Source organism: Parapedobacter luteus (assembly GCF_900168055.1).
Classification (GTDB): domain Bacteria; phylum Bacteroidota; class Bacteroidia; order Sphingobacteriales; family Sphingobacteriaceae; genus Parapedobacter; species Parapedobacter luteus.
In genome coordinates this window covers 75,997-96,272 of the sequence record NZ_FUYS01000011.1, presented here as the reverse complement: position 1 = coordinate 96,272, position 20,276 = coordinate 75,997, and the positions used below count along the sequence as shown (strand labels likewise).

22 protein-coding genes are annotated in these 20,276 nt (G+C 47.3%); 7 read left to right on the top strand and 15 right to left on the bottom strand.

Annotated elements, in window-relative coordinates; translation table 11 throughout:
• From B5X72_RS17565 to B5X72_RS17555, 3 genes are all read left to right on the top strand, one after another.
• On the top strand, positions 1-1,302 hold the full coding sequence (locus tag B5X72_RS17565; protein ID WP_079718233.1) for a TolC family protein: 1,302 nt from the start codon (positions 1-3) through the stop codon (positions 1,300-1,302).
• 105 nt (positions 1,303-1,407) lie between these two features.
• Positions 1,408-2,274 (top strand): N-acetylglucosamine kinase, encoded by an 867-nt coding sequence (locus tag B5X72_RS17560; protein WP_079718232.1) that lies wholly within the window; start codon positions 1,408-1,410, stop codon positions 2,272-2,274.
• A gap of 58 nt (positions 2,275-2,332) precedes the next feature.
• Positions 2,333-2,848, top strand: a complete 516-nt coding sequence (locus B5X72_RS17555) for a glutathione peroxidase (RefSeq protein WP_079718231.1) — start codon at positions 2,333-2,335, stop codon at positions 2,846-2,848.
• Positions 2,849-2,881: 33 nt separating this feature from the next.
• On the opposite strand, the gene B5X72_RS17550 is transcribed toward B5X72_RS17555, so the two are convergent.
• Positions 2,882-3,457, bottom strand: a complete 576-nt coding sequence (locus B5X72_RS17550) for a thymidine kinase (protein WP_079718230.1) — start codon at positions 3,455-3,457, stop codon at positions 2,882-2,884.
• A 277-nt stretch (positions 3,458-3,734) separates the two neighbouring features.
• On the opposite strand from B5X72_RS17550, the gene B5X72_RS17545 reads away from it, so the two are divergent.
• Entirely contained in the window at positions 3,735-4,847 is a 1,113-nt protein-coding gene (locus B5X72_RS17545; protein ID WP_079718229.1) for a hypothetical protein, read from the top strand.
• A 23-nt stretch (positions 4,848-4,870) separates the two neighbouring features.
• Here B5X72_RS17545 and B5X72_RS17540 read toward each other — a convergent pair whose 3' ends face one another.
• From B5X72_RS17540 to B5X72_RS17530, 3 genes are read right to left on the bottom strand one after another with little or no spacing between them, the layout of a single operon-like run.
• Complete coding sequence (locus B5X72_RS17540) at positions 4,871-6,043, bottom strand: hypothetical protein (protein ID WP_079718228.1); 1,173 nt, start codon at positions 6,041-6,043, stop codon at positions 4,871-4,873.
• The gene (locus tag B5X72_RS17535) at positions 6,030-6,590 is read right to left on the bottom strand and encodes a hypothetical protein (protein ID WP_079718227.1); all 561 of its coding nucleotides are present in this window, start codon (positions 6,588-6,590) and stop codon (positions 6,030-6,032) included. Before B5X72_RS17535 ends, B5X72_RS17540 begins: the two co-directional genes overlap by 14 nt.
• 22 nt (positions 6,591-6,612) lie before the next feature.
• Positions 6,613-7,149, bottom strand: a complete 537-nt coding sequence (locus B5X72_RS17530) for an RNA polymerase sigma factor (protein WP_079718226.1) — start codon at positions 7,147-7,149, stop codon at positions 6,613-6,615.
• A gap of 206 nt (positions 7,150-7,355) precedes the next feature.
• On the opposite strand from B5X72_RS17530, the gene B5X72_RS17525 reads away from it, so the two are divergent.
• The gene (locus B5X72_RS17525; RefSeq protein WP_079718225.1) at positions 7,356-8,543 is read left to right on the top strand and encodes a class I SAM-dependent rRNA methyltransferase; all 1,188 of its coding nucleotides are present in this window, start codon (positions 7,356-7,358) and stop codon (positions 8,541-8,543) included.
• A 2-nt stretch (positions 8,544-8,545) separates the two neighbouring features.
• Here B5X72_RS17525 and B5X72_RS17520 read toward each other — a convergent pair whose 3' ends face one another.
• Both B5X72_RS17520 and B5X72_RS17515 read right to left on the bottom strand, forming a co-directional pair.
• Positions 8,546-9,163, bottom strand: coding sequence for a hypothetical protein (locus tag B5X72_RS17520; protein WP_079718224.1), 618 nt, complete (start codon positions 9,161-9,163; stop codon positions 8,546-8,548).
• A gap of 62 nt (positions 9,164-9,225) precedes the next feature.
• Positions 9,226-9,912 carry a hypothetical protein gene (locus B5X72_RS17515; RefSeq protein WP_139378766.1) on the bottom strand — a complete coding sequence of 229 codons (687 nt, stop codon included), beginning with the start codon at positions 9,910-9,912 and terminating at the stop codon, positions 9,226-9,228.
• 222 nt (positions 9,913-10,134) lie between these two features.
• Here B5X72_RS17515 and B5X72_RS17510 point away from each other — a divergent pair, with 222 nt between their 5' ends.
• A complete protein-coding gene (locus tag B5X72_RS17510) occupies positions 10,135-11,922 on the top strand; it encodes a tetratricopeptide repeat-containing sensor histidine kinase (protein ID WP_079718222.1) in 1,788 nt (595 codons plus the stop codon).
• A 4-nt stretch (positions 11,923-11,926) separates the two neighbouring features.
• Entirely contained in the window at positions 11,927-12,676 is a 750-nt protein-coding gene (locus B5X72_RS17505) for a LytR/AlgR family response regulator transcription factor (RefSeq protein ID WP_139378765.1), read from the top strand.
• A 10-nt stretch (positions 12,677-12,686) separates the two neighbouring features.
• On the opposite strand, the gene B5X72_RS17500 is transcribed toward B5X72_RS17505, so the two are convergent.
• The 9 genes from B5X72_RS17500 to purB form a co-directional block, all read right to left on the bottom strand.
• A complete protein-coding gene (locus B5X72_RS17500; protein ID WP_079718220.1) occupies positions 12,687-13,877 on the bottom strand; it encodes an aspartate aminotransferase family protein in 1,191 nt (396 codons plus the stop codon).
• A gap of 14 nt (positions 13,878-13,891) precedes the next feature.
• Entirely contained in the window at positions 13,892-14,365 is a 474-nt protein-coding gene (locus B5X72_RS17495) for a hypothetical protein (protein WP_079718219.1), read from the bottom strand.
• A gap of 2 nt (positions 14,366-14,367) precedes the next feature.
• Positions 14,368-15,069, bottom strand: a complete 702-nt coding sequence (locus tag B5X72_RS17490; RefSeq protein ID WP_079718218.1) for a hypothetical protein — start codon at positions 15,067-15,069, stop codon at positions 14,368-14,370.
• Between the two features lie 33 nt (positions 15,070-15,102).
• Positions 15,103-15,648 (bottom strand): RNA polymerase sigma factor, encoded by a 546-nt coding sequence (locus B5X72_RS17485; RefSeq protein WP_079718258.1) that lies wholly within the window; start codon positions 15,646-15,648, stop codon positions 15,103-15,105.
• Between the two features lie 30 nt (positions 15,649-15,678).
• Positions 15,679-16,632, bottom strand: a complete 954-nt coding sequence (locus tag B5X72_RS17480) for a transketolase family protein (RefSeq protein WP_079718217.1) — start codon at positions 16,630-16,632, stop codon at positions 15,679-15,681.
• 67 nt (positions 16,633-16,699) lie between these two features.
• The gene (locus tag B5X72_RS17475) at positions 16,700-17,545 is read right to left on the bottom strand and encodes a transketolase (RefSeq protein ID WP_079718216.1); all 846 of its coding nucleotides are present in this window, start codon (positions 17,543-17,545) and stop codon (positions 16,700-16,702) included.
• Positions 17,546-17,620: 75 nt separating this feature from the next.
• Entirely contained in the window at positions 17,621-18,304 is a 684-nt protein-coding gene (locus tag B5X72_RS17470) for an arylesterase (protein WP_079718215.1), read from the bottom strand.
• Positions 18,305-18,312: 8 nt separating this feature from the next.
• A complete protein-coding gene (locus B5X72_RS17465; protein ID WP_079718214.1) occupies positions 18,313-18,867 on the bottom strand; it encodes a NifU family protein in 555 nt (184 codons plus the stop codon).
• 63 nt (positions 18,868-18,930) lie between these two features.
• The gene (gene purB, locus B5X72_RS17460; protein ID WP_079718213.1) at positions 18,931-20,274 is read right to left on the bottom strand and encodes an adenylosuccinate lyase; all 1,344 of its coding nucleotides are present in this window, start codon (positions 20,272-20,274) and stop codon (positions 18,931-18,933) included.
• Positions 20,275-20,276: the final 2 nt, after the last annotated feature.

Sequence of the window (20,276 nt, the reverse complement as noted above, 5' to 3'; positions counted from 1 at the left end):
ATGAAAAAACTTATTTATATTGTATTTTTTGTCATTCCTTATTTCGGAGTCGCTCAACCAGAACTTACCTTAGAAGAGGCCGTCGCACTTGCGTTGGAAAATAATTTTGATATTCGCTTGGTCGCCACGGATGTAGCGATAGCGGCAAACAACGTACATATTGGAAATGCCGGTATGCTGCCAACGGTCAGTGGAGACGTATCGGCGGCGGCGTCTATCCAAAATACTACACAAACCTTGTTGAGTGGTGAAACGCGTGCATTGCGCGGTGCCCGAAGTCGGTCTGCGGCTTACGGAGCCAGTCTTGATTGGACGATATTTGATGGGTTGCAAATGTTTACCCGCTATGAGCAACTGAAAGCGCTGAAAGCGCTTGGCGATGCCAACCTCAAGGCGGCTATTTTGACTACCGTATTCGAAGTGATGAGTAGCTATTTTGATCTGGTGCAGCAGCAACAACTTATCAATGCGACCCGGACGGCACTGGAGCTATCCGCCTTTCGCTATCAAACAGCCGAAAACCAATACCAGATCGGCCGCGCTTCCAAATTGGAAGTATTAGCGGCGAGCGTGGATATGAATACCGACACCACTAACTTGCTGCGCCAGCGTGATCAATACCGAAGTACACAGATCCGACTCAATGAGTTGCTGGCGCGTGACGTGAATACCGATTTCAGTGTGACGGATACGATCATCATCGCCAACAATCTGAACTATGAAACACTTTCCCGATGGGCAAAGCAATTGAACCCAAATTTGCAATCGGCCATTGTCAACCACCGGATAAGCCAACTGGAGCTCAAACGCGTAAAAGGTGAGCGTTACCCTGTCATTAGCGTTTCATCGGCTTACACGCGGTCGCAATCCCGGGCTGCACTTGGATTTTCGACTGAATCGAAAAATAATGGGTTTAATTACGGTATTGCCGCCTCCGTAAACATCTTTAATGGACTTATGCAACGACGCAACGAACGGAATGCGGAATTTGCTATGGAAGCGGCAGAAATCGAGGTTGATCGGGTTGGTAAGAATATTGAGGCCCAGTTGCTTGCGGCCTACCAGACCTACTTGATGAACCTGGAGTTGGTCAGGCTTGAGGAGCGGAATAAGCTTATTGCGAAAGAGAACATGGATATCACGCTTGAAAAATTTAAGCTTGGCAGTATCGCTCCGCTGGAATTTCGCGAGGCCCAGCGCAACTTCGTGGATGCCAGTGCCCGATATAGCACGGCCCAATATCAAGCCAAACTGGCCGAAATAACACTAAATCAGATAGCAGGTACGCTAAAAACAGAGTAGGTACGCGATAAGTCCGAAGTCGGCGAGGGTTTGACTTGCAAATGAAAGCAAATTTGTCTAAGTTTGATATTCTGAAGCAAGCTAACGCGTAAACTTGTGTATTGAATGATATTAGTAGCAGATAGCGGTTCCTCTCAATCGGATTGGATGTTGGCTCTTCCTGACGGCCAACGACTGGCATTTACAACGAAAGGATTAAATCCCTTTTTTGTAAATGAAAAAGATATTGCCAAAATCATACAGAATGTTCCGGAGATTTTACCTTATGCAGACCGTGTAAGTGAAGTGTATTTTTTTGGATCCGGATGCACGAGCCCCGATAGGCGTGAAATGGTTTCCAATGCCTTGTCTCAACTCTTTAATCATGCATTTATTTCCGTAGAAACCGATCTGCTTGGAGCTGCTTATGCGGCATGTGGCGACCGGAAAGGGTACATTGCTACCTTAGGCACCGGATCGGATGTTAGCTTCTTCGATGGCCAGGATGTGCTTCCCACCCGGCAGGGCATTGGTTATGTACTGGGTGATGAGGGGTCGGGCGTATGGTTCGGAAAACAACTCGTGACCAAGTATTTGTACGGCACAATGCCTGCCGACCTGTCGGAGAAATTCCGCGCGAGGTACCGGATTAATAAGGAAATAGTCATTAAGAACGTGTATCAGCGGGCTTCTCCGAATGCTTATTTGGCTTCTTTTGCTATTTTTATGGGGGAAAATATTCATCATCCCTTTATCGACGAATTGCTGAAGAATGGCTTTAAGGAGTTTATCGCAACCAACATCAGACTTTTTCCCGACTACCGGGATTACGTGTGTCACTTTGTGGGATCGATTGCCTTCCATTTTATAGAACAGCTACGAGAAGTATGTGACCAGTACGAGGTCAAGGTAGGTAAGACGCTGCGCCGTCCTATCGCGGAGTTGTTTGACTATATTATTCAGCGTGAGAGAAATTACGAGATACAGTTATAGTTCGTGAAGAAAAACCGGCGGTGGTTAATGGTTAGCTGTTAGAAAAAAGAAAATAAAAATGAAAACAATGGTATTATTAGTCATTTCAATGATGCTGGGTTCATCATTGAATAATGTGCATCAGTTTACCTTTACATCCATTGATGGTAAGCAAGTCAACCTTTCCCAATTTAAGGGCAAAAAACTCTTGCTGGTAAATACGGCTTCCGAATGTGGGTTTACCAAGCAGTATGCGGGTCTGCAGGAGTTGGCGGAAAAATATGGCGATAAAGTGGTTGTGATAGGTTTTCCGGCCAATAATTTCGGAGGGCAGGAACCGGGGAGCAACGAAGAAATTAAGGGCTTTTGCGAAAAGAATTTTGGTGTAACGTTCCTGTTGGCTGAGAAAAGCAGTGTCAAAGGAGACGATATATCGCCGTTATTTCAGTACTTAACCACAGCTGGTAATGCTGATTTCACCGGTGAGATCAAGTGGAATTTCGAAAAGTTCCTTATCGACGAAGAGGGCAATCTAGTTCATCGCTTTCGATCGAAAGTAGAGCCGATGAGCGACGAGTTGATTAGCAAGTTGTAGGCTAAGCAACGCACCCGATGTGCAAATCGCCCGCTAGGCCGAAAAAAAACATGCCCGGCACCTGGGCTCATAGCTCTCTTTTTCGCCTAGCAGCAGTTTTTGTTGGTCTCCTGCTAGCCGGTAGGAATAGTTTGCAGGGGCTCCGCATCGTACACAAACCGCATGTACCTTCGTGACGTGTTCGGCAATGGCCAATAGCGCAGGGATAGGTCCAAAAGGTCGGCCTTTGAAATCCATATCCAGGCCCGCGACAATCACGCGGAGTCCGCGGTTTGCCAGCTCATTGCAAACGTCGGGCAATCCGTCATCAAAGAATTGCGCTTCATCGATACCTACAACACGTGTTGTACTGCCTAATCGTAAGATTGTTGAGGAATGCTCAACGGGCGTTGAGGAAATATGGCTGCTATCATGTGAGATGATATCCCTATGATGATAACGCGTATCTACCGTTGGCTTGAAGATTTCCACATCTAGTCGCGCAAATTGTGCTCGGCGTATCCGCCGGATGAGCTCTTCGGTCTTGCCAGAAAACATCGAACCGCAAATCACTTCTATGCTTCCATATGAAGCATCACGCCGCACCAACCTATCTTCTGAAAATAGCATATCCGTATCGCATATTTCGTTTGGGCCTTTTTCGTTTGGCCACTCAAATTATTTGTCGCTAAGCGCCGCTAATATCAGCATTTAATGCCGATAAACCGCTTTAGTATGCCGTTTTTGTAATTTGTATATTCGCGGCAATTTAGCTAAGTTTGACTAATCTTTCGTTGATGACATGATCGGGCTTGTTTTGACAGGTAAGACTCCAATCATGTCAGCGAATAGCAGACAGAATTATTTATTGATAACGTACAAATAAGGGCGTTTCTATCAGTATCGTATGGCGACAAAACAGCAAATTTTAGAGCGGATAACAGCACTATTGGACGACATTAATGACCAATATCAACAATTGGCAGCTGATACCAAGCCAAAGCATTCCTTGAAGGGCGATCTTTTTGAGTCTACGACGCATTATTTTGCTGGGCTTGCGGCGTTGTACAATAAATTGCTAAAGACAGATAAAGGTGACGTACCGGCTGCGGCAGTTGTTTCAGACGAAGAACCGCGTGAAAGCCAAGACGCTGGAATGGAAGAAAATGCCGGAACGGAAAAGGAAATCCACTTTACCCCCGCAATCGATGCAGAGGAGGAGCAGGCAATACACGCCGCTCAATTTGAAGAAGTGCGGGAAAATCCCCGGGATTTTACGGCTAAATCCGAACCGGCGCCAGCGCCTTCAAAGGAGGACATGGAGCATAACAAGGATGCCAGCGAGCCGATTTTTACGCCTGCTGTGGATACGGAAACCGAACAGTCCTTACATGCCCAACAAATTGAGAACGTCAGTGAAACAGCGGGCGACGTGTCGCCGCAGCTGATTGCTAAGACAGATGAAGAAGGAAGTGCTGACGTTGAATCATCGAATAGTACATCCGAACGAGCAGATAAGGTTCCCAATGGAGCGGACAAAGTGCAAGATGCTAATGAAGGAGCCGATGATGAGGAAATGGCTAACGAAGTTGTCAATGAAGTTACCATTGCGGAGAAAGCGGTGAGTGTAGACGCCTCCGATTTGCTCACTGCATCCACGGCCGAACCGGAAAAAGCGGTACGTCCGCTGACACTGAACGAACTCATTTCAGCACAACGGAAAGCGGGAACTGCTGGGGCTGCCGGTTCGCTGCTGGCCGCCCGTCGCGGAGGAGATACTGAACGGGTTACAGACATTAAGTCGGCTATCAGCCTTAATGACAAGTTGTTGTTTATTAAGGATCTTTTCAACGGCTACAGCTTAGCCTATAGTGAAGCAATAGAATTGCTTAACCGGTACGATGATTTTGCTTCGGCGGATGCTTTCCTGCAAACCAACTATGCTCAGAAAAATAACTGGGCCGATAAACAGGCTACTGTGGATAAGTTATACGCGGTGCTGAGAAAGCGATTTGGATAATTTCCTGCCTTAAGCGCATTTGCCTACTTTAAGCTTACCCCCCCATAACGGGAGCTGATGCTTACCGAGTTATTGACCGCTTTATTCCAATAACCGGTGTAACTTTTTGAGGTACTACGCTCAGATTTGCTGCCGATACTAATGCGGTTATGGTCATAGTCGAATCCACCATAGCTCACCGACACGCTGAAATTGAACGCTGCATCAGTGGCCGGTTTGATGTGTACATTGGAATAGGATGCCGCGATGTTGGCTTTTTGGATGGCCGGACCGAGCCCCATTTCAAATCCACCACTGTATCGCAGGCTGATATCGGCTTCTCGGTTGACCTTGCCAATGTAGCCACCACTGGAGGTACTCATCGCTAACGTGATTTTTTCGGCCTCAGATAACTTAAAACCGCCATAACGAACAGATACGTCGCCTTCGTTGAGGTAGACGATGGTGGCACTGGAATATGCAACTGCCAACGAGTTGTTGGGGCCTTGGAGACGGCCGGCTTGAAGACTGCCATAGCTGACCGATATCGCTACACTGCCATCCCGGTCGCCCAATTCGATTGGCCCATACCGATTGGCCAGCGCTAATTCATTCTCCCTTGGCATATAAATTTCATAATCTACCTGTAGGGCACGGTCTGTAGCACCGCTTGTCAACGAAGACCACCAGCTGGAATCGTCAGCCAAGATGTTTGTCTTAAATGATATGCTGTTTTCTGAAATGGATTCATCAATACGAACGCGATCGAGTGCCTCCTGCGCTCGCTTCTCTGAGTTTTCAGCAGTACGTATCCTTATGGCCACTTTAATTTCTCGGCGTGCCCAATTATGGAGCTTGATCTTGCCATATCGGTTGGCAATGCTGACCTTTGTATGGCTGCGAATTGGATACATTTTTTCGATGACTTTTTCTTTTTGAAAACCAACATGACCGGTCATATTGGGCCGGGCTTCCGCTTGACCCTGATCCAGGTTTCGCATGGCCATTTTTACTGCATCACTGGCAATGGTTTCGAAATCGATATTCCCAAGTGCTGTCAGCACTTCCACACCGATTTCAGCGGTCAGTTCGGTGATCGTCTCAACCGACGCCTTCAGTGTTTCTTCCTCGACGTACTGGCAGGACTGGCCGAATGCGGTCAGGTGAAGCAACGATACGGGTATGATGAAGGTCACGAATAGTTTAAATCTGTTCATTTTTGGTTTGGTTTTTTGTGCTGTTTATATAATTCAGTATTTCCATTTGCTGGCTAAGCACTTCTATTTGTGCTTGGAGGTTTCGTATCATGGCTTCTAGTGTCAGCTCTTTATTCGGACTTCTCGAAAACTCCTGTTTCAGCACTTGGTAGTTGGCCTCCATCTGGTTAAGTACTTTTGAAAATTCGCCGTATAATGCGGGATTAGATGTGGCAATGTATGCAATAGAGTCCTTTTTTTGCGTGACAAGCTGGGCGTACACCTGTTGCTCGGCGGCCAGGTGCGGATTGATCTGACTGTAATCTTCGTAGGCCTGTTTTTTCCCATAAAAGTATATGAAGATGCCGGCCGTACCGATTATAAATGTAATGGCTGCTACACTCAAGACCCGCATCACCCAGGATTTTCTAATCAGAAGCTTGTCGGGATGTGGTTGTTCATGTTGATCCAAATCGCTGGTGATCCGTTGCCAAAGATCCGCAGGAGGATTTGCATCGTCAAACGCAGCCCTGTTTTCCGTAATGAATATTTTTAAATCCTTTTTCATATCGTCTCCTAATATAACACCGTCAATTCACTAAGTAATCCAGTAGTTTACGCTTTCCCCTAAGGTATTGGCTTCTCGAAGTTGCTTCGCTGATACGCAAGATGTGTGCAATTTCTTCATGATCGTATCCTTCAAGCAAATATAACGTAAGAACCAGTCGATAGCCGTCGGGTAATTTATGAATGGCATTTTTAATCGCTTCCACTTTCCATTCAATATGGCTATCTTCCGTTTCCTCCTCAGCGATTTCGTCTTCTTCGTCGAGCGACTGCAACGGCAATCGCCGCTTGCGCAGGGAGGAGATGGATTTATTTATTACAATTTGTTTTATCCAAAGCCCAAATGTGCTTTCCTGACGGAAACTGTCCAAGCGGGTGAATGCGTCTATGAAGGCCTCTTGCAATACATCCGCAGCTTCCGCTTCATCCTGTACAATGCGTAAAGCCGTGTTGTACATGGATTTTGCGTACAAGTTGTACAATTTGAATTGGGATTGGCGATCGCCTCGTTTACAGGCCACTACCAATTCATAATGCTTATCATTGAATGAGGCTTCCAACTCGTTGCTTACTATGACTCAAAAATGGTATTTCCAATGCGCTCTGCTGCTATTCCCGACTTGCTTTTGACTAATAGACGCAGGCAAGGAGGCATGTGTTGCATCCCGTGCATAAAAAACTTGTTTTGGGAAAAAACGTACTTTCATCGGTCTATGGGTGTTTGCCCGCTTGTGTATAACTGGTAAGTTGCCTATGTTTGCAGCCGATGCACATCATTAAACTCAAAAAGGGTAAGGACAAGGCTGCCCGCCAAAGGCATCCATGGGTCTTTTCAGGCGCAATAGAAGATAGTAACGGCGACATCCTTGACGGCGACATCGTTCAGGTGACGGATTCGTCAGGTGAATTTGTCGCTTATGGCCTATTCAACGGCCAATCGCGTGTGGCTATTCGACTGATGGATTGGGACGTCAGCCAGTTTCCGGATGAACAATGGTGGCGTGTACGGATACAACGGGCGATAACCGCACGGAAACGTTTGCTTGATGCCGCAGACACCGATACCTTGCGGCTTATATTCGCTGAAGCAGACTTTTTGCCGGGATTGATTGTCGATAAGTATGCGGATTTTCTGGTGTTGCAAATACACGCTTCAGGCACGGAGCGCATGAAGCCAATTATCGTTGGCGAGCTGAATCGCTTACTGGCTCCCAGCGGTATATACGAACGCAGCGATGCCAACGCCCGTATGCACGAAGGATTGCCGTTGGACAACGGGTTGCTTTTCGGTATTCATCCCCCAGAATGGGTCGAAGTGTCTGAGCATGGTATCCGTTATCGGGTGAATATCCAAGAAGGCCAGAAATCAGGATTTTACTGTGACCAGCGAGTCAACCGTTTATTGACCGCGAAATATGCAGCTGGAAAGCGGGTATTGGATTGTTTCTGTTATTCTGGCGGATTTTCGTTGAATGCGTTGGCACACGGGGCTAAGGAGGTTGTGAGTGTGGATAGCTCTGCCTTAGCTATCGAAACGCTGCAAGCGAACGTAGCGTTGAATGGTTGGACTGGAGAAAGACATTCGGGTATCCAAGCTGATGTAAACAAGCAACTCCGTGCATTTGCGGATAGTGATGAACGGTTCGATCTTATTGTTCTTGATCCGCCCAAATATGCGCCTTCGCGTTCGAGCCTCGATAAAGCGGCCCGGGCCTATAAGGATTTAAATAGGAGAGGGCTGCTGCTGTTAGAGTCGGGCGGTTTATTGGCTACATTTTCATGTTCAGGCGCGATGGATATAACGACCTTTAAGCAAGTGTTGGCCTGGGCAGCGATAGATGCAGGTAAGGAAATCCAGTTTATCCACCAGTTTTCTCAGCCTGAAGATCATCCGATACGAGCATCCTTCCCCGAAGGAGAGTACCTGAAAGGGGTGTTGTGCCGGGTGGTTTAGTTTTACGGTACTGCGCGGAAACTCGGTACGAAAAACTCACCATCCGTGATGTCGACCGTGCCTGTGACGACCACGATTCCGTTGCTCACATCGCGTGCTTCCAGCGCGCCGGAGAACGATCCTTTTACATTCGTGTCGGTTATTTCATCAAATGTTACGGTTGCATTACCAAATACGCTATACGGATTGTTATTCAGATTGGAAGCACTGTATAATACCCCATCGTTGTCGTAATATCCCATCATAAATAGCTGATAGATTAGCATGGTGGAGCCCGAAGAAACGTTGGAATAGGTGACCCCTGTATCGAATTTTTCAGGATGTTGCATGAAAATAACCAGGTTGTTGCGATAATTGTTTAATGCTCCGCCTTCGGCAAGTGTTCGCATGCCTGCAAGATTGCATACGTAGTAGCTCCCCAGATCGGCGTCATGCCCGGCCATGTTTACGTTTCCTATGAGATTATGTTCTATTCCCGTTCGATATGGGTAATCCACTTGCACACCGTTTACTTTGAAACGGAAATAATAATCAGCGCTGGGTACGGGAGTATCCTTTTTGGAGCAACTCACCGCAGTAGCGCATACGAATAATGCAACGATGATAATGGAAGATTTCATGGGTATTCTCTTTTTTAAGCGTAATGATTTATGATTCCGGTAACATAGATATGCTGTTCGGACTAGAAGGGCGACATATCCGGCTTCAAAAATGCCGTGGTAATTTTCCCCCACACGTAAAACGCCAAAAGGATAGCCAATGGCGAAATATACCAACTGATGGCATCCTTCGTGCCGCTGGCTTTAAGGGATTGCTGGAAGATGTTAACCATGAACAAGAAAATATATAGCGTGAATACCAGTAAGAGGCGGAGTTTTGAAAGTAAGCGACTCGGATCCATCATGTCAAATAGGTCGATATTACCCGAAAAAACGCGCACAAAAACAAAGGACACAAGTACCAAAACCAATCCGATGCCACATAATGCACCCACAAGCAATTCGTTTTTAAAGATGGGCTTTCCGCTGATTGATTTTATCCCAAAGGCGAGGGCCGAAATCACCAGTATGAATACGCCTGAAGAGATGGAGATTTTTAGCAGCACGCCGAGGGAAAGCACTTCTCTTATATACTTACCGGCCAGTAGATAAGGTACGACAAGATAGAGAGCCATCGTGCTCAATAACAGTAGGATTGAGTTGTTGTAGGCGCCTTTTTGTGGGTTTTTAAACAGTTCGAACGTACCGGAAATTGGGTTTAGAAATACGGTTTTTAGCAGCGAGGGCAATTGTTCCTTATAAAAGGATTTCAGGTTGTCTTTGTCCATCAGTTTGGGGTCGGGTACCGTGGTGTTGTCGTATGATTCCATGATTATCAAAAGTTTTTCTAAAAATACAGCTTGATACTTCATGGTCGAAGTGCTACTGATTTTCTGCCGCTTTTTATTGATTTCTTGTGCCAAGTGATTTATTAACCGTAAATTTCTAACTCAATAGGTGCTTGTGGAGGACAGCGAAGGGGTGAATTAATTTTTCTTGCATACAAATTAATTATTTTGCATTAAGTACAAAATTTACCTAAGTTTGATTCTATGAAAGGTCTCCTATCCCTCGTCGTAATATGTAGTATTGGTTCGATGGAAGGATACATTCAGCGGCCGTTGGATTCGCTTCATGCGGACCTTGCGCGCCGAGACGTAATAGACACCGCATTAGTAGACCTCCGCAACGATTACCTCAGGCAGCGCCTATTGGCCAACCCAACGGATACGATACTGCTGGCTTTTGCCAACGAAACATTAGAAATAGCGGGCGCTATCCGTTACGCAAGAGGTACGCTACTCGCTTATGAACGACTGGGCTTGGTGTATCAATATGCGCTGGGAGATCCGTACCGAGCATTGGAGTATTATCAACAGGCGATGCAGCTGGCCGAAAGTGAAGACGTATTGGCGTCCTATCAGGCAGGCATCATTGGAAACATTGGTAACATTTATTACGAACAGGAGGAGTACGGGAAAGCTTTGAATTATTTTCGTCGGGTATTGGCTTTTCAGAATGATATGGAACTTGCAGCCACTGCCAATATTGGTAATATCTATGGGAACCTTCAGCAAAATGATTCTGCTGCATATTATCTAAAGCGGGCCATCAGTTTAGCTCGAGAGACATCCAATTGGGTTTTTCTTGCCAATGGGTTGTGCAGTCTATCATTAGTGTATGTGCATTTGGGCGAAACGCATGCTGCTCAGGAAGCTATAGAAGAAAGTTTAGCGCTTATCGAACAGCATCAAATTGGTTTTGTCCGTACAACAGCGTACATCAATGCCGCTATGGTTTACTTGGCGGGGCATGATCTGGTGCATGCCGAGCGTTTCGCATCGGATGCGCTGAAGATGGACGGCGCCTTGAACAATGCCACTGTCCAAAAGGCTGCTTGGGCTACGTTGGCGGATGTATATGCCGCACAGCATCGCTATAAAGATGCGTTGGAAGCTTATAAGCGCTACGATGCTTTTCAGGACAGCCTCACCAGCCAAAACCGCCGCGTGGAAATCAACCGCAGGCAGCTACAGTATGATTTCGAGAAGCAGAAAGCTCTGGCGCAAGCAGAGATTCGACGGCAAACGACCATAAGAAATGCGAGTTTATTGGGTGGAGGCGTGTTGCTGGTGATTGGGATATTGGGTTTTATATTGTACAAACGCAGGCGTGACATTGTCGTCCAAAAACAAGATGCCGAATTTAAAGCGTTGGTGGCCGATACTGAATTAAAGGCATTGCGCGCCCAGCTAAATCCCCATTTTATTTTTAATTCGTTGAATTCTATCAGCGATTATATCGCCAAGAGCGATATTGAATCAGCTCAGGAATACCTTACCCAATTTGCTCAGTTGATGCGCCAAACGCTGGAAAATTCTGACCGGAAGGAGATTTCGTTGGCCGCTGACTTATTGTTCATGGAGCTTTACCTGAAAGTGGAAGCCAAGCGCTTATCGGATAAGTTTAGTTACCGTATTGACGTCGATGAGGCCATTGATATAGACAATACCTTAGTACCCCCCATGCTGTTACAACCCTTGATTGAAAACAGCATTTGGCATGGGATGGCCAGGAAGGAAGGGAAAGGGCACATTCACATCGCTTTTCGGAAGGCAGGAGAAACGCTGATATGTAGTGTAGACGATGATGGGGTAGGAAGGAGAACGGAAGATGTTGCCAAAGCTTCTAAGCGTTCATTTGGGCTCCGGCTTACCGAGGCGCGGTTGGCGATACTGAATAAGCAGAAAAACGTGCAAGGACGCCTGGATATCATAGACAAAACGGAAGGAGGGGGAGTCTTTACGGAAGTGCGACTGCCGCTGCAACTTGCTTTTTGAGACCATGATGGATGCTGTAATTATTGACGATGAGGAACATTGCGTAGCCAGTTTACGCCGTTTGCTGCTCCCTTACCAGGATAGTGTACGCCTTGTTGGTACCTTTGCGACCGTTGACGAGGCCGTAATGGGCATTGGCACTCGGCAGCCCGATATCGTTTTTATGGATGTGCAGCTTGGCGAAAGTGGAACAGCGTTTGACGTGTTGAACGCCTTAGGAGCTGTTGCCTTTAACTTGATATTCACTACAGCCTATGATCAATATGCGGTTCAGGCTTTCCGCTTTGCTGCTTTGGACTACTTGCTGAAACCCATTGCCGTAGGGGATTTTGCCAATGCAATGAACAGGGTCTTCCAGCGGAACGAACAGCAACAATTGTCAGTGCGCGTTGCGGCGTTATTGGATAATTTGTCCGGCGCTGATAAACCAAAAAAAATGGGATTGCCAACGGCCGATGGCTATGAGTTCGTAGACGTGTCGGAGGTAGTACATTGCCGGTCTGATGTCAATTATACGCACATCTTCACCGTATCAGGGCAGAAGTATACCGTTTCGAAAACATTGAAGCATTTTGAAGAATTACTTGGGGGATATCATTTTTTTCGCATACACCATTCACACTTGATCAATTTAGATTACGTAGTTAAATATGTCAGGGGGAAGGGGGGAGCTGTGGTGCTAGCAAATGGCGTGACACTTGAAGTATCGTCGCGCAGGAAGGATGAATTTTTAGCGCGTTTGAAGATGAAGTAGCCGCGGGCCGCTAACCATCCAGCTTTGAAAGTGCGTCGAGAATGACGTCGCAGGCCGTTCTAATTTCGTCTTCGCTGATGGTGAGCGGAGGTGCAATGCGTAGCGCGGTTTCGCAATGAAGGAACCAGTCGATAATGACGCCCTGTGCCGCACAGTAGTTGCTGATTTGTTCTACCTGAGCGAATGTGTTTAGCTGCAGACAGAGCATTAGCCCTTTACCCCGTATTTCATGAATAGCAGGATGTTGGAGATATTGGCGGAATAATTGGGCTTTGCGGTCAACATGTCCAATCAGACGTTCATCCAATATGACCTGAAGCGATGCTAACGCCGCAGCACAGCTTACTGGATGCCCGCCGAATGTGGTAATGTGTCCCAAAATAGGGTTGTCTTTAATGACGTCCATTACGGACCTGTTTGCCACAAACGCGCCGATTGGCATGCCACCCCCCATACCTTTGGCGAGCAGGATGATGTCCGGCTCGATACCATAATGCTCAAAGGCAAAAAGCTTTCCCGTACGGCCGAAGCCGGTTTGTATTTCATCAAAAATAAGCAGCGCGCCCACGTCATCACAACGTTTGCGTACCGAGCGCATATAGTCTGCATCGGGCACGCGTATACCCGCTTCGCCTTGTATGGCTTCCAAAATTACTGCAGCCGTGTCGGTAGTAATCTGATGGAGATCCGCAGGTGCGTTATAATGAATAAACTTGATTTCTGGCAAGAGGGGAGCATATGCCCTATGGTACTCGGTGTTACCCATGAGGCTTAAGGCACCTTGTGTACTGCCGTGGTATGCCTTGTGGGCGGCAAAGATTTCACGGCGTCGGGTAAACTTCTTCGCTATTTTCATGGCACCTTCTGTAGCCTCAGCTCCGGAGTTGGTAAAATACACGGTGTCGAACCGATCGGGAAGCACGGATAACAGTTTGGTGGCCAGTGCAACCTGGGGAGCCTGTACAAACTCGCCATATACGGTTACATGCAAGTATTTGTTGAGCTGATGGGTGATTGCTTCGAGTACTTTAGGATGCCGATGCCCGATATTGCTTACCGCAAAGCCAGACACCAAATCGATGTATTTCTCACCATTGGGCCCATATAGGTAAACCCCTTCTGCCCGTTCGATCTCAATAAGCCTTGGAGAGTGGGAGGTCTGCGCGGTATTCAATAAAAAAAGCTGCCGATTAGTAAGCATGCATCCGGTGGGGTTTACTCGTGTTCTTTATCGCGGCGCCGGTATTGCAACTCGCGGAGCAGGTAGTTGCGAAACTCTTCTTCAACCTCGAAAAATCGTGAAGCGCGGGCCTCCCCAACAACGCTGGCAAAACGTTTCCGGTAGATTTTTTTTAACTCTAGCTCCTTGGCATCAAATGCCAGGACATCGTGATTGTTGGGATTGAGGGTGTTGCCTGGCAATCGTTGGCTTTGTAGGTTCTGCTGCCCTTTCAAGCTTCCGCCCCGCCGCTCATGCTTCAGTGTAGATATTTCCTTGTAATACTGGTTATACACCGGGAAAAATTTTTGAGCTTCTTGGGGCGTAAGGTTGAGTTCTTTCGTAATGAAGGCTATTTTTTCCGCTTCAATTCGTTCAAATCGCTGTGCCCTGCTTTCCTGTGCTGTTAGGCTGGTAACGGAAAGCAACAGCGTAATTGCGATAAGATTCAATTGTTTTATTACGGTCATCTCTACAGCGTATGATTAAGGTATGCTTCTATATCTTCTTCACTGAGTCCTTCACCAATGTAGCCTTTGTCGAAATCATCTAAATGTTCGGAAATATAGACTACGTCGTCTGCTGTACCATAAAGTTCGAGGTAGTTGAGGATTTCCTGATCAGATACTGATGCCAATGGACCGGCATTCGGCCGACTATCATCAGTTAATCTGAGTAGACCCGCGACACTTATTATTACAGCAAAACAAGCTGCCGCGGCATACACCATCCACCGTGGCCTGTTGATTTTCCTAACAGGGGCCATTTCCCGTCCGAGAACCCGGTTGGTGATGCGGTCTTGCAGGGTATCAAAATAAGCAGTGGGAACCGTAAAGCCTGTTTCCCTGGTCTGTTTGCTGAGCTTTTGTGCCGCCAACAACCGTTCTGTCAGATCGGCAAAATACGCCGGTGGCGCCGAAAACCCGGCTTCGTCGACCATGTCCTTCAGCTTTTGCTCGGCAAATTTGGCCATCATGCTATCTCCGAGTTGCTCGAAATAACCTTCGGGCACCACAAATCCGGGTTGCGGATCGTCTATATGGCGGCACCGGTACAGTATGCGTTGTTGCAAATCTTCGAAATAACCTTCCGGCAGGACGTATGGATTCACACGCAAGGCTTCAGGGAGTGTGCCCGATGCGCCCACATGATTATATGTGTGTTTATCCTTCATGGTATTCCTTAGATGTTTTTGTTACCTAAAGGTTTAATCGTTTGCCTCAAAAAATTGTGCGATCTTCTTTACTGCCAAATGGTAAGATGCCTTCAACGCGCCAACGCTTGTGCCGAGGATGTCTGACATTTCCTCATACTTTAGATCATCGAAATATTTCATGTTGAATACCATACGCTGCTTGTCTGGCAATGTCAATAACGCTTGCTGCAGTTTTAGTTGCGCTTGGGTGCCATTGAAATAAGCAGTTTCCGTGAGTGAATCCGTAAGGTAGGCAGAACTTTCGTCATCCAACGAAACGTTCTGCCGTTGTTTTTTCTTATTCAGAAACGTGATGCATTCATTGGTCGCAATACGGTAAAGCCAAGTATAAAGCTGCGCATCTTCCCTGAAATTCTCCAGATTTTTCCACACCTTTATAAATATGTCCTGTACCAGATCATCCGCGTCGTCGTGATCAATGACCAAACGCCGTACATGCCAATAGATTTTCTGTTGATATTTTTTTAGCAATAATGCAAATGCATCGTCCCGTGTACGCTTATCTGCAAATTTCTCCAATATCTGGGCGTCTTCCATCATCCACTGGCCTTGCCTCGCTGCTTGCTTTTACTTCCGTTTGATCACCCGTTGGGCAGCTGCCACGATATTAGCAGCGTTTAATCCATATTTGTCCATAAGCTGCGCTGGTGTGCCGCTCTCTCCGAAACTGTCATCCACCGCTACATATTCCTGTGGTGTTGGACGGTTTTTGACCAAAACCTGTGCGACACTGTCGCCGAGGCCTCCGAGCCGGTTATGCTCTTCCGCAGTGACAACACAACCCGTTTTGGTCACCGATTTCAAGATGGCTTCCTCATCCAGTGGTTTAATGGTGTGTATGTTGATGATTTCGGCATTGATGCCCAATTCGGCCAATTGCTCGCCTGCTTGGATGGCTTCCCATACCAAATGGCCCGTCGCAAAGATACTGACATCACTGCCTTCATTGACCATCCACGCCTTGCCAATTTCAAATTTTTGGTCGGCATCGGTAAAAATTGGGACTACGGGCCGGCCGAAACGTAGGTATACCGGTCCATCATGGTCAGCGATAGCAATGGTAGCGGCTTTGGTTTGATTATAATCACACGGGTTGATGACAGTCATTCCCGGCAACATCTTCATTAAACCGATATCTTCCAGAATTTGATGAGTCGCACCGTCTTCGCCCAAGGTAAGCCCCGCATGCGACGCGCATATCTTTACGTTTTTTCCCGAATAAGCAATGGATTGCCGGATTTGGTCGTAAACACGTCCCGTGGAAAAGTTAGCAAATGTGCCTGTATAAGGGATTTTTCCGCCAATGGTCAGTCCCGCAGCTATCCCCATCATGTTGGCCTCAGCGATGCCTACCTGAAAAAAGCGATCGGGAAACTCCTTGATAAAGTCGTTCATCTTCAGGGAACCAACCAGATCAGCACACAGTGCCACCACGTTGTCGTTTTTTCGCCCTACTTCTAACAATCCAGCCCCGAATCCGGAGCGTGTGTCTTTTTTATCGGTGTATGTATATTTTTTCATTATTGTTGAGATTTGAGCTGTCAGCTATCAGCTTCCTATCTGACGCCTGATAGGTGATGTCGTATTATTAATAGTCGCCTAACGTTTCTTCCAATTGGGAAAGCGCAGCGGCCAGTTGCTCGTCATTGGGGGCTACCCCGTGCCATTTGTGGGATCCCATCATGAAATCCACGCCATAGCCCATCTCTGTCTTCATCAGTATTAGAATCGGTTTACCTTTTCCGGTGCGCGACTTTGCCTCGGCAAGACCGGCTACAACCTCTTGCATAGCATTGCCGTTCATCGCTAAGACATCCCAGCCGAATGCCTCCCACTTAGCTTTAAGGTTGCCGAGAGATAATACATTTTCGGTGGCGCCATCGATCTGTTGCCCATTATAGTCGATAGTCGCTATGAGATTGTCTATTTTGTTGTATGGTGCATACATTGCGGCCTCCCAGATCTGGCCTTCCTGCTGCTCGCCGTCGCCCATCAGGGCATATACCAAATGGTCATCACCATTCAGCTTTTTTGCGCGTGCCGCTCCGATGGCTACGGAAAGGCCCTGTCCAAGCGATCCCGAGGCGACACGTACACCGGGCAGCCCTTCATGGGTAGTCGGGTGGCCTTGGAGGCGGGAATTAATCTTGCGGAATGTGGCCAACTCACTGACATCAAAATAGCCAGCACGGGCAAGAGTGCTATAAAATACGGGCGAGATATGTCCATTGGAAAGGAAGAAAATATCCTCCCCGATACCGTCAATATCAAATCCGGCTTTACGTTCCATCGCGCTGAAATACAGTGCTACAAAAAAATCGGCACAACCCAGGGATCCGCCAGGGTGTCCGGATTGACAGGCGTGAACCATCCGCACGATGTCTCGCCTGACCTGGGATGCGATACGTTCTAATTTGTTTATGTCTTCGCTCATTATAATGGGTTATTACTGATTCGGTGCTAAAGTTAAGGATTTTACCGATAAATTAGACGCGGGAAAATGGAAAGTTTAAAGTAATGGCTGCAATACTTTCCATACATTTTCGGCAAGTATGCGGTGTCCTTCTTCGGTGGGGTGGATGCCGTCACGTTGATTAAGCCCCGCTTCTCCCGCTACCCCTTCTAATAAAAACGGTACATAAGCCATGTTATTGGCTTTAGCCAATGCCGGAAAAAGGGCTGTGAATGCCTTGCCGTAGTCACCACCCATACTCGGCGGTACCATCATACCCGCGAGTACCAGTTTGCATTCGGGATATTTTGCGGTCACCTTATCGATGATATTTTGCAGATTTTTTCTGGTTTCTTCGGTAGGTATTCCCCGAAGGCCGTCGTTTGCGCCCAATTCTAAGACAAAAATGTCGATATGCTCGTTGAGCAACCAGTCGATGCGCTCATTTCCAGCGGCTGTAGTTTCGCCGCTTAGCCCGGCGTTGATGACACGATAAGGTAGATCTAAGGAGTCTATCCGTTGCTGAATAAGGCCTGGAAACGCCAGATCCTGACTTTCAAGCCCATAGCCGGCAGTAAGGCTATTTCCATAAAATAAAATGGTCCTTTTTTCTGCCGTGTCGGCAGTGGTATCTCGCCGATCGGCTTCTTTACGGCGATTGTCCTTTTGGTCGGGTGCGCTGCTACACGCCGCAGCAAAAAAGACTCCGAGGATCGAGGCAAAGAATACGTTGAAAGACATAAGTCAGCTTACATTGCTTCGGCTACCACTTCCTGTACTTCCGGGACCATCCGTTTGAGTAGTCCTTCAATGCCCGCTTTGAGCGTAATCGTGGAAGAGGGACAGCCGCTGCACGACCCACGCAACTCAACGAATACCGTCCCTTCTTCGAATGACCGGTAATTGATGGCTCCGCCATCCTGTTCGACCGCCGGACGCACATAATCGTGCAGGATTTGCTGTATTTTAATCTCGGTTTCCGTGCCTTCAAAGTTTACCTCTTCATCTTTTACCACCTCTTGCACCTTGAGTTCGGATTCCACGGCCCCTTTTACGAAGTCCTTTAAAATCGCTTCGATGTCTTCCCACTCGGCATCCTCGGTTTTGGTAATGGTCACGAAATTGCTGGCGAAAAACACACCGTTCACGAAATTGAACTTAAACAGCTCCCGTGCGAACGGAGATGCTTGTGCCTTTTCCCGATCCGGGAAGTCCAAGCTGCCATTGACCAATAATTTATTGACCAAAAACTTCATGGTCGCGGGGTTCGGTGTATATTCGGTATAAACGTTTATCGTAGCCATTTCTTCGTCATTTTTACAAAGGTATTAATATTCCAGCAAAATCCGGGTCAACATATCGTCAGATTACACGCCCGTGTAGTCCCACGGTGTTATGGCCTTCAGTTCGGCTTTTACCGTATCACTTACGTTAAGCGTATCCACAAACGCCGCGATGGTAGTCTGGGTGATCGTATCGTTGGTACGGGTCAATTCCTTGAGGGCCTCGTAGGGTTTTGGATACCCTTCGCGGCGCAGAATCGTTTGAATCGCTTCCGCCACCACAGCCCAGTTTTGCTCCAAATCGGCTTTGAGTGCCGCCTCATTCAGGATGAGCTTATTCAACCCTTTTATAGTGGACTTGAAGGCGATAAGTGTATGTGCCATGGGCATTCCGATATTACGGAGCACGGTCGAATCGGTAAGATCGCGTTGCATGCGCGATATCGGCAGCTTCGCAGCGAGGTGTTCAAAAAGCGCATTGGCAATGCCCAAATTACCTTCCGCATTTTCAAAATCAATGGGATTGACCTTGTGGGGCATTGCTGACGAACCAACTTGACCTTTCGTGATTTTTTGCTTGAAATAATCCATCGAGATGTACGCCCAGATATCCCTGCATAAGTCGACTAAGATGTTGTTGATGCGTTTTAACGCGTCGCATTGCGCCGCAAAATGGTCGTAATGCTCAATTTGCGTAGTGGTTTGTGAGCGGTGCAATCCTAACGTATCGTTCACGAAGGCATTGCCGAATGCCACCCAATCTAAGTCAGGATAGGCCACTTGGTGCGCATTGAAATTGCCCGTGGCACCTCCGAATTTCGCGGCGTGCGGTATGGACACGAGAAGCTGCAACTGGTTGGTAAGCCGTTCGACAAATACATTGATCTCCTTCCCCAAGCGGGTGGGGGAAGCCGGTTGGCCATGGGTACGGGCGAGCATGGGGATTCTGGCCCATGTTGTGGCCAGTTGCCGGAGTGTGTTATTAACCGCGTTAACCTGAGGTATATAAACGTTGGTCAATGCTTCTTTCCACGAATAAGGGATAGCCGTATTATTGATGTCTTGCGAAGTAAGCCCGAAATGGATAAATTCCAATGAGTCTACCAATCCCAGTGACTCAAACCGGTCCTTCAGGAAATACTCTACCGCTTTCACGTCGTGATTGGTTTCTTTCTCTTTTTCCTTAATCCATTGGGCGTCTTCCAATGAAAAATGCCGATAGATATCCCTCAGCTTATCGTTGAGGCTGCCATCAAAATGCGCCAACTGGGGCACCCCCGAACCGCATAAACTAATAAAGTATTCGACCTCTACAAACACGCGGTATTTAATCAGCGCATATTCGGAGAAAAAAGCAGACAACTCGTGAGTTACATGATGGTAACGGCCGTCTACAGGAGACACGGCCGTCAGTGGTGATAACGCCATAC

Coding starts and splice junctions, on each gene's coding strand:
- B5X72_RS17520 (WP_079718224.1), bottom strand. CDS start 9,163: ATGAAATCTTCCATTATCATCGTTGCATTATTCGTATGCGCTACTGCG.
- B5X72_RS17525 (WP_079718225.1), top strand. CDS start 7,356: ATGCACATCATTAAACTCAAAAAGGGTAAGGACAAGGCTGCCCGCCAA.
- B5X72_RS17545 (WP_079718229.1), top strand. CDS start 3,735: ATGGCGACAAAACAGCAAATTTTAGAGCGGATAACAGCACTATTGGAC.
- B5X72_RS17515 (WP_139378766.1), bottom strand. CDS start 9,912: ATGGAATCATACGACAACACCACGGTACCCGACCCCAAACTGATGGAC.
- B5X72_RS17465 (WP_079718214.1), bottom strand. CDS start 18,867: ATGGCTACGATAAACGTTTATACCGAATATACACCGAACCCCGCGACC.
- B5X72_RS17480 (WP_079718217.1), bottom strand. CDS start 16,632: ATGAAAAAATATACATACACCGATAAAAAAGACACACGCTCCGGATTC.
- B5X72_RS17510 (WP_079718222.1), top strand. CDS start 10,135: ATGAAAGGTCTCCTATCCCTCGTCGTAATATGTAGTATTGGTTCGATG.
- B5X72_RS17550 (WP_079718230.1), bottom strand. CDS start 3,457: ATGCTATTTTCAGAAGATAGGTTGGTGCGGCGTGATGCTTCATATGGA.
- B5X72_RS17535 (WP_079718227.1), bottom strand. CDS start 6,590: ATGAAAAAGGATTTAAAAATATTCATTACGGAAAACAGGGCTGCGTTT.
- B5X72_RS17560 (WP_079718232.1), top strand. CDS start 1,408: ATGATATTAGTAGCAGATAGCGGTTCCTCTCAATCGGATTGGATGTTG.
- B5X72_RS17565 (WP_079718233.1), top strand. CDS start 1: ATGAAAAAACTTATTTATATTGTATTTTTTGTCATTCCTTATTTCGGA.
- B5X72_RS17505 (WP_139378765.1), top strand. CDS start 11,927: ATGATGGATGCTGTAATTATTGACGATGAGGAACATTGCGTAGCCAGT.
- B5X72_RS17495 (WP_079718219.1), bottom strand. CDS start 14,365: ATGACCGTAATAAAACAATTGAATCTTATCGCAATTACGCTGTTGCTT.
- B5X72_RS17470 (WP_079718215.1), bottom strand. CDS start 18,304: ATGTCTTTCAACGTATTCTTTGCCTCGATCCTCGGAGTCTTTTTTGCT.
- B5X72_RS17540 (WP_079718228.1), bottom strand. CDS start 6,043: ATGAACAGATTTAAACTATTCGTGACCTTCATCATACCCGTATCGTTG.
- B5X72_RS17500 (WP_079718220.1), bottom strand. CDS start 13,877: ATGCTTACTAATCGGCAGCTTTTTTTATTGAATACCGCGCAGACCTCC.
- B5X72_RS17490 (WP_079718218.1), bottom strand. CDS start 15,069: ATGAAGGATAAACACACATATAATCATGTGGGCGCATCGGGCACACTC.
- B5X72_RS17485 (WP_079718258.1), bottom strand. CDS start 15,648: ATGGAAGACGCCCAGATATTGGAGAAATTTGCAGATAAGCGTACACGG.
- B5X72_RS17475 (WP_079718216.1), bottom strand. CDS start 17,545: ATGAGCGAAGACATAAACAAATTAGAACGTATCGCATCCCAGGTCAGG.
- purB (WP_079718213.1), bottom strand. CDS start 20,274: ATGGCGTTATCACCACTGACGGCCGTGTCTCCTGTAGACGGCCGTTAC.
- B5X72_RS17555 (WP_079718231.1), top strand. CDS start 2,333: ATGAAAACAATGGTATTATTAGTCATTTCAATGATGCTGGGTTCATCA.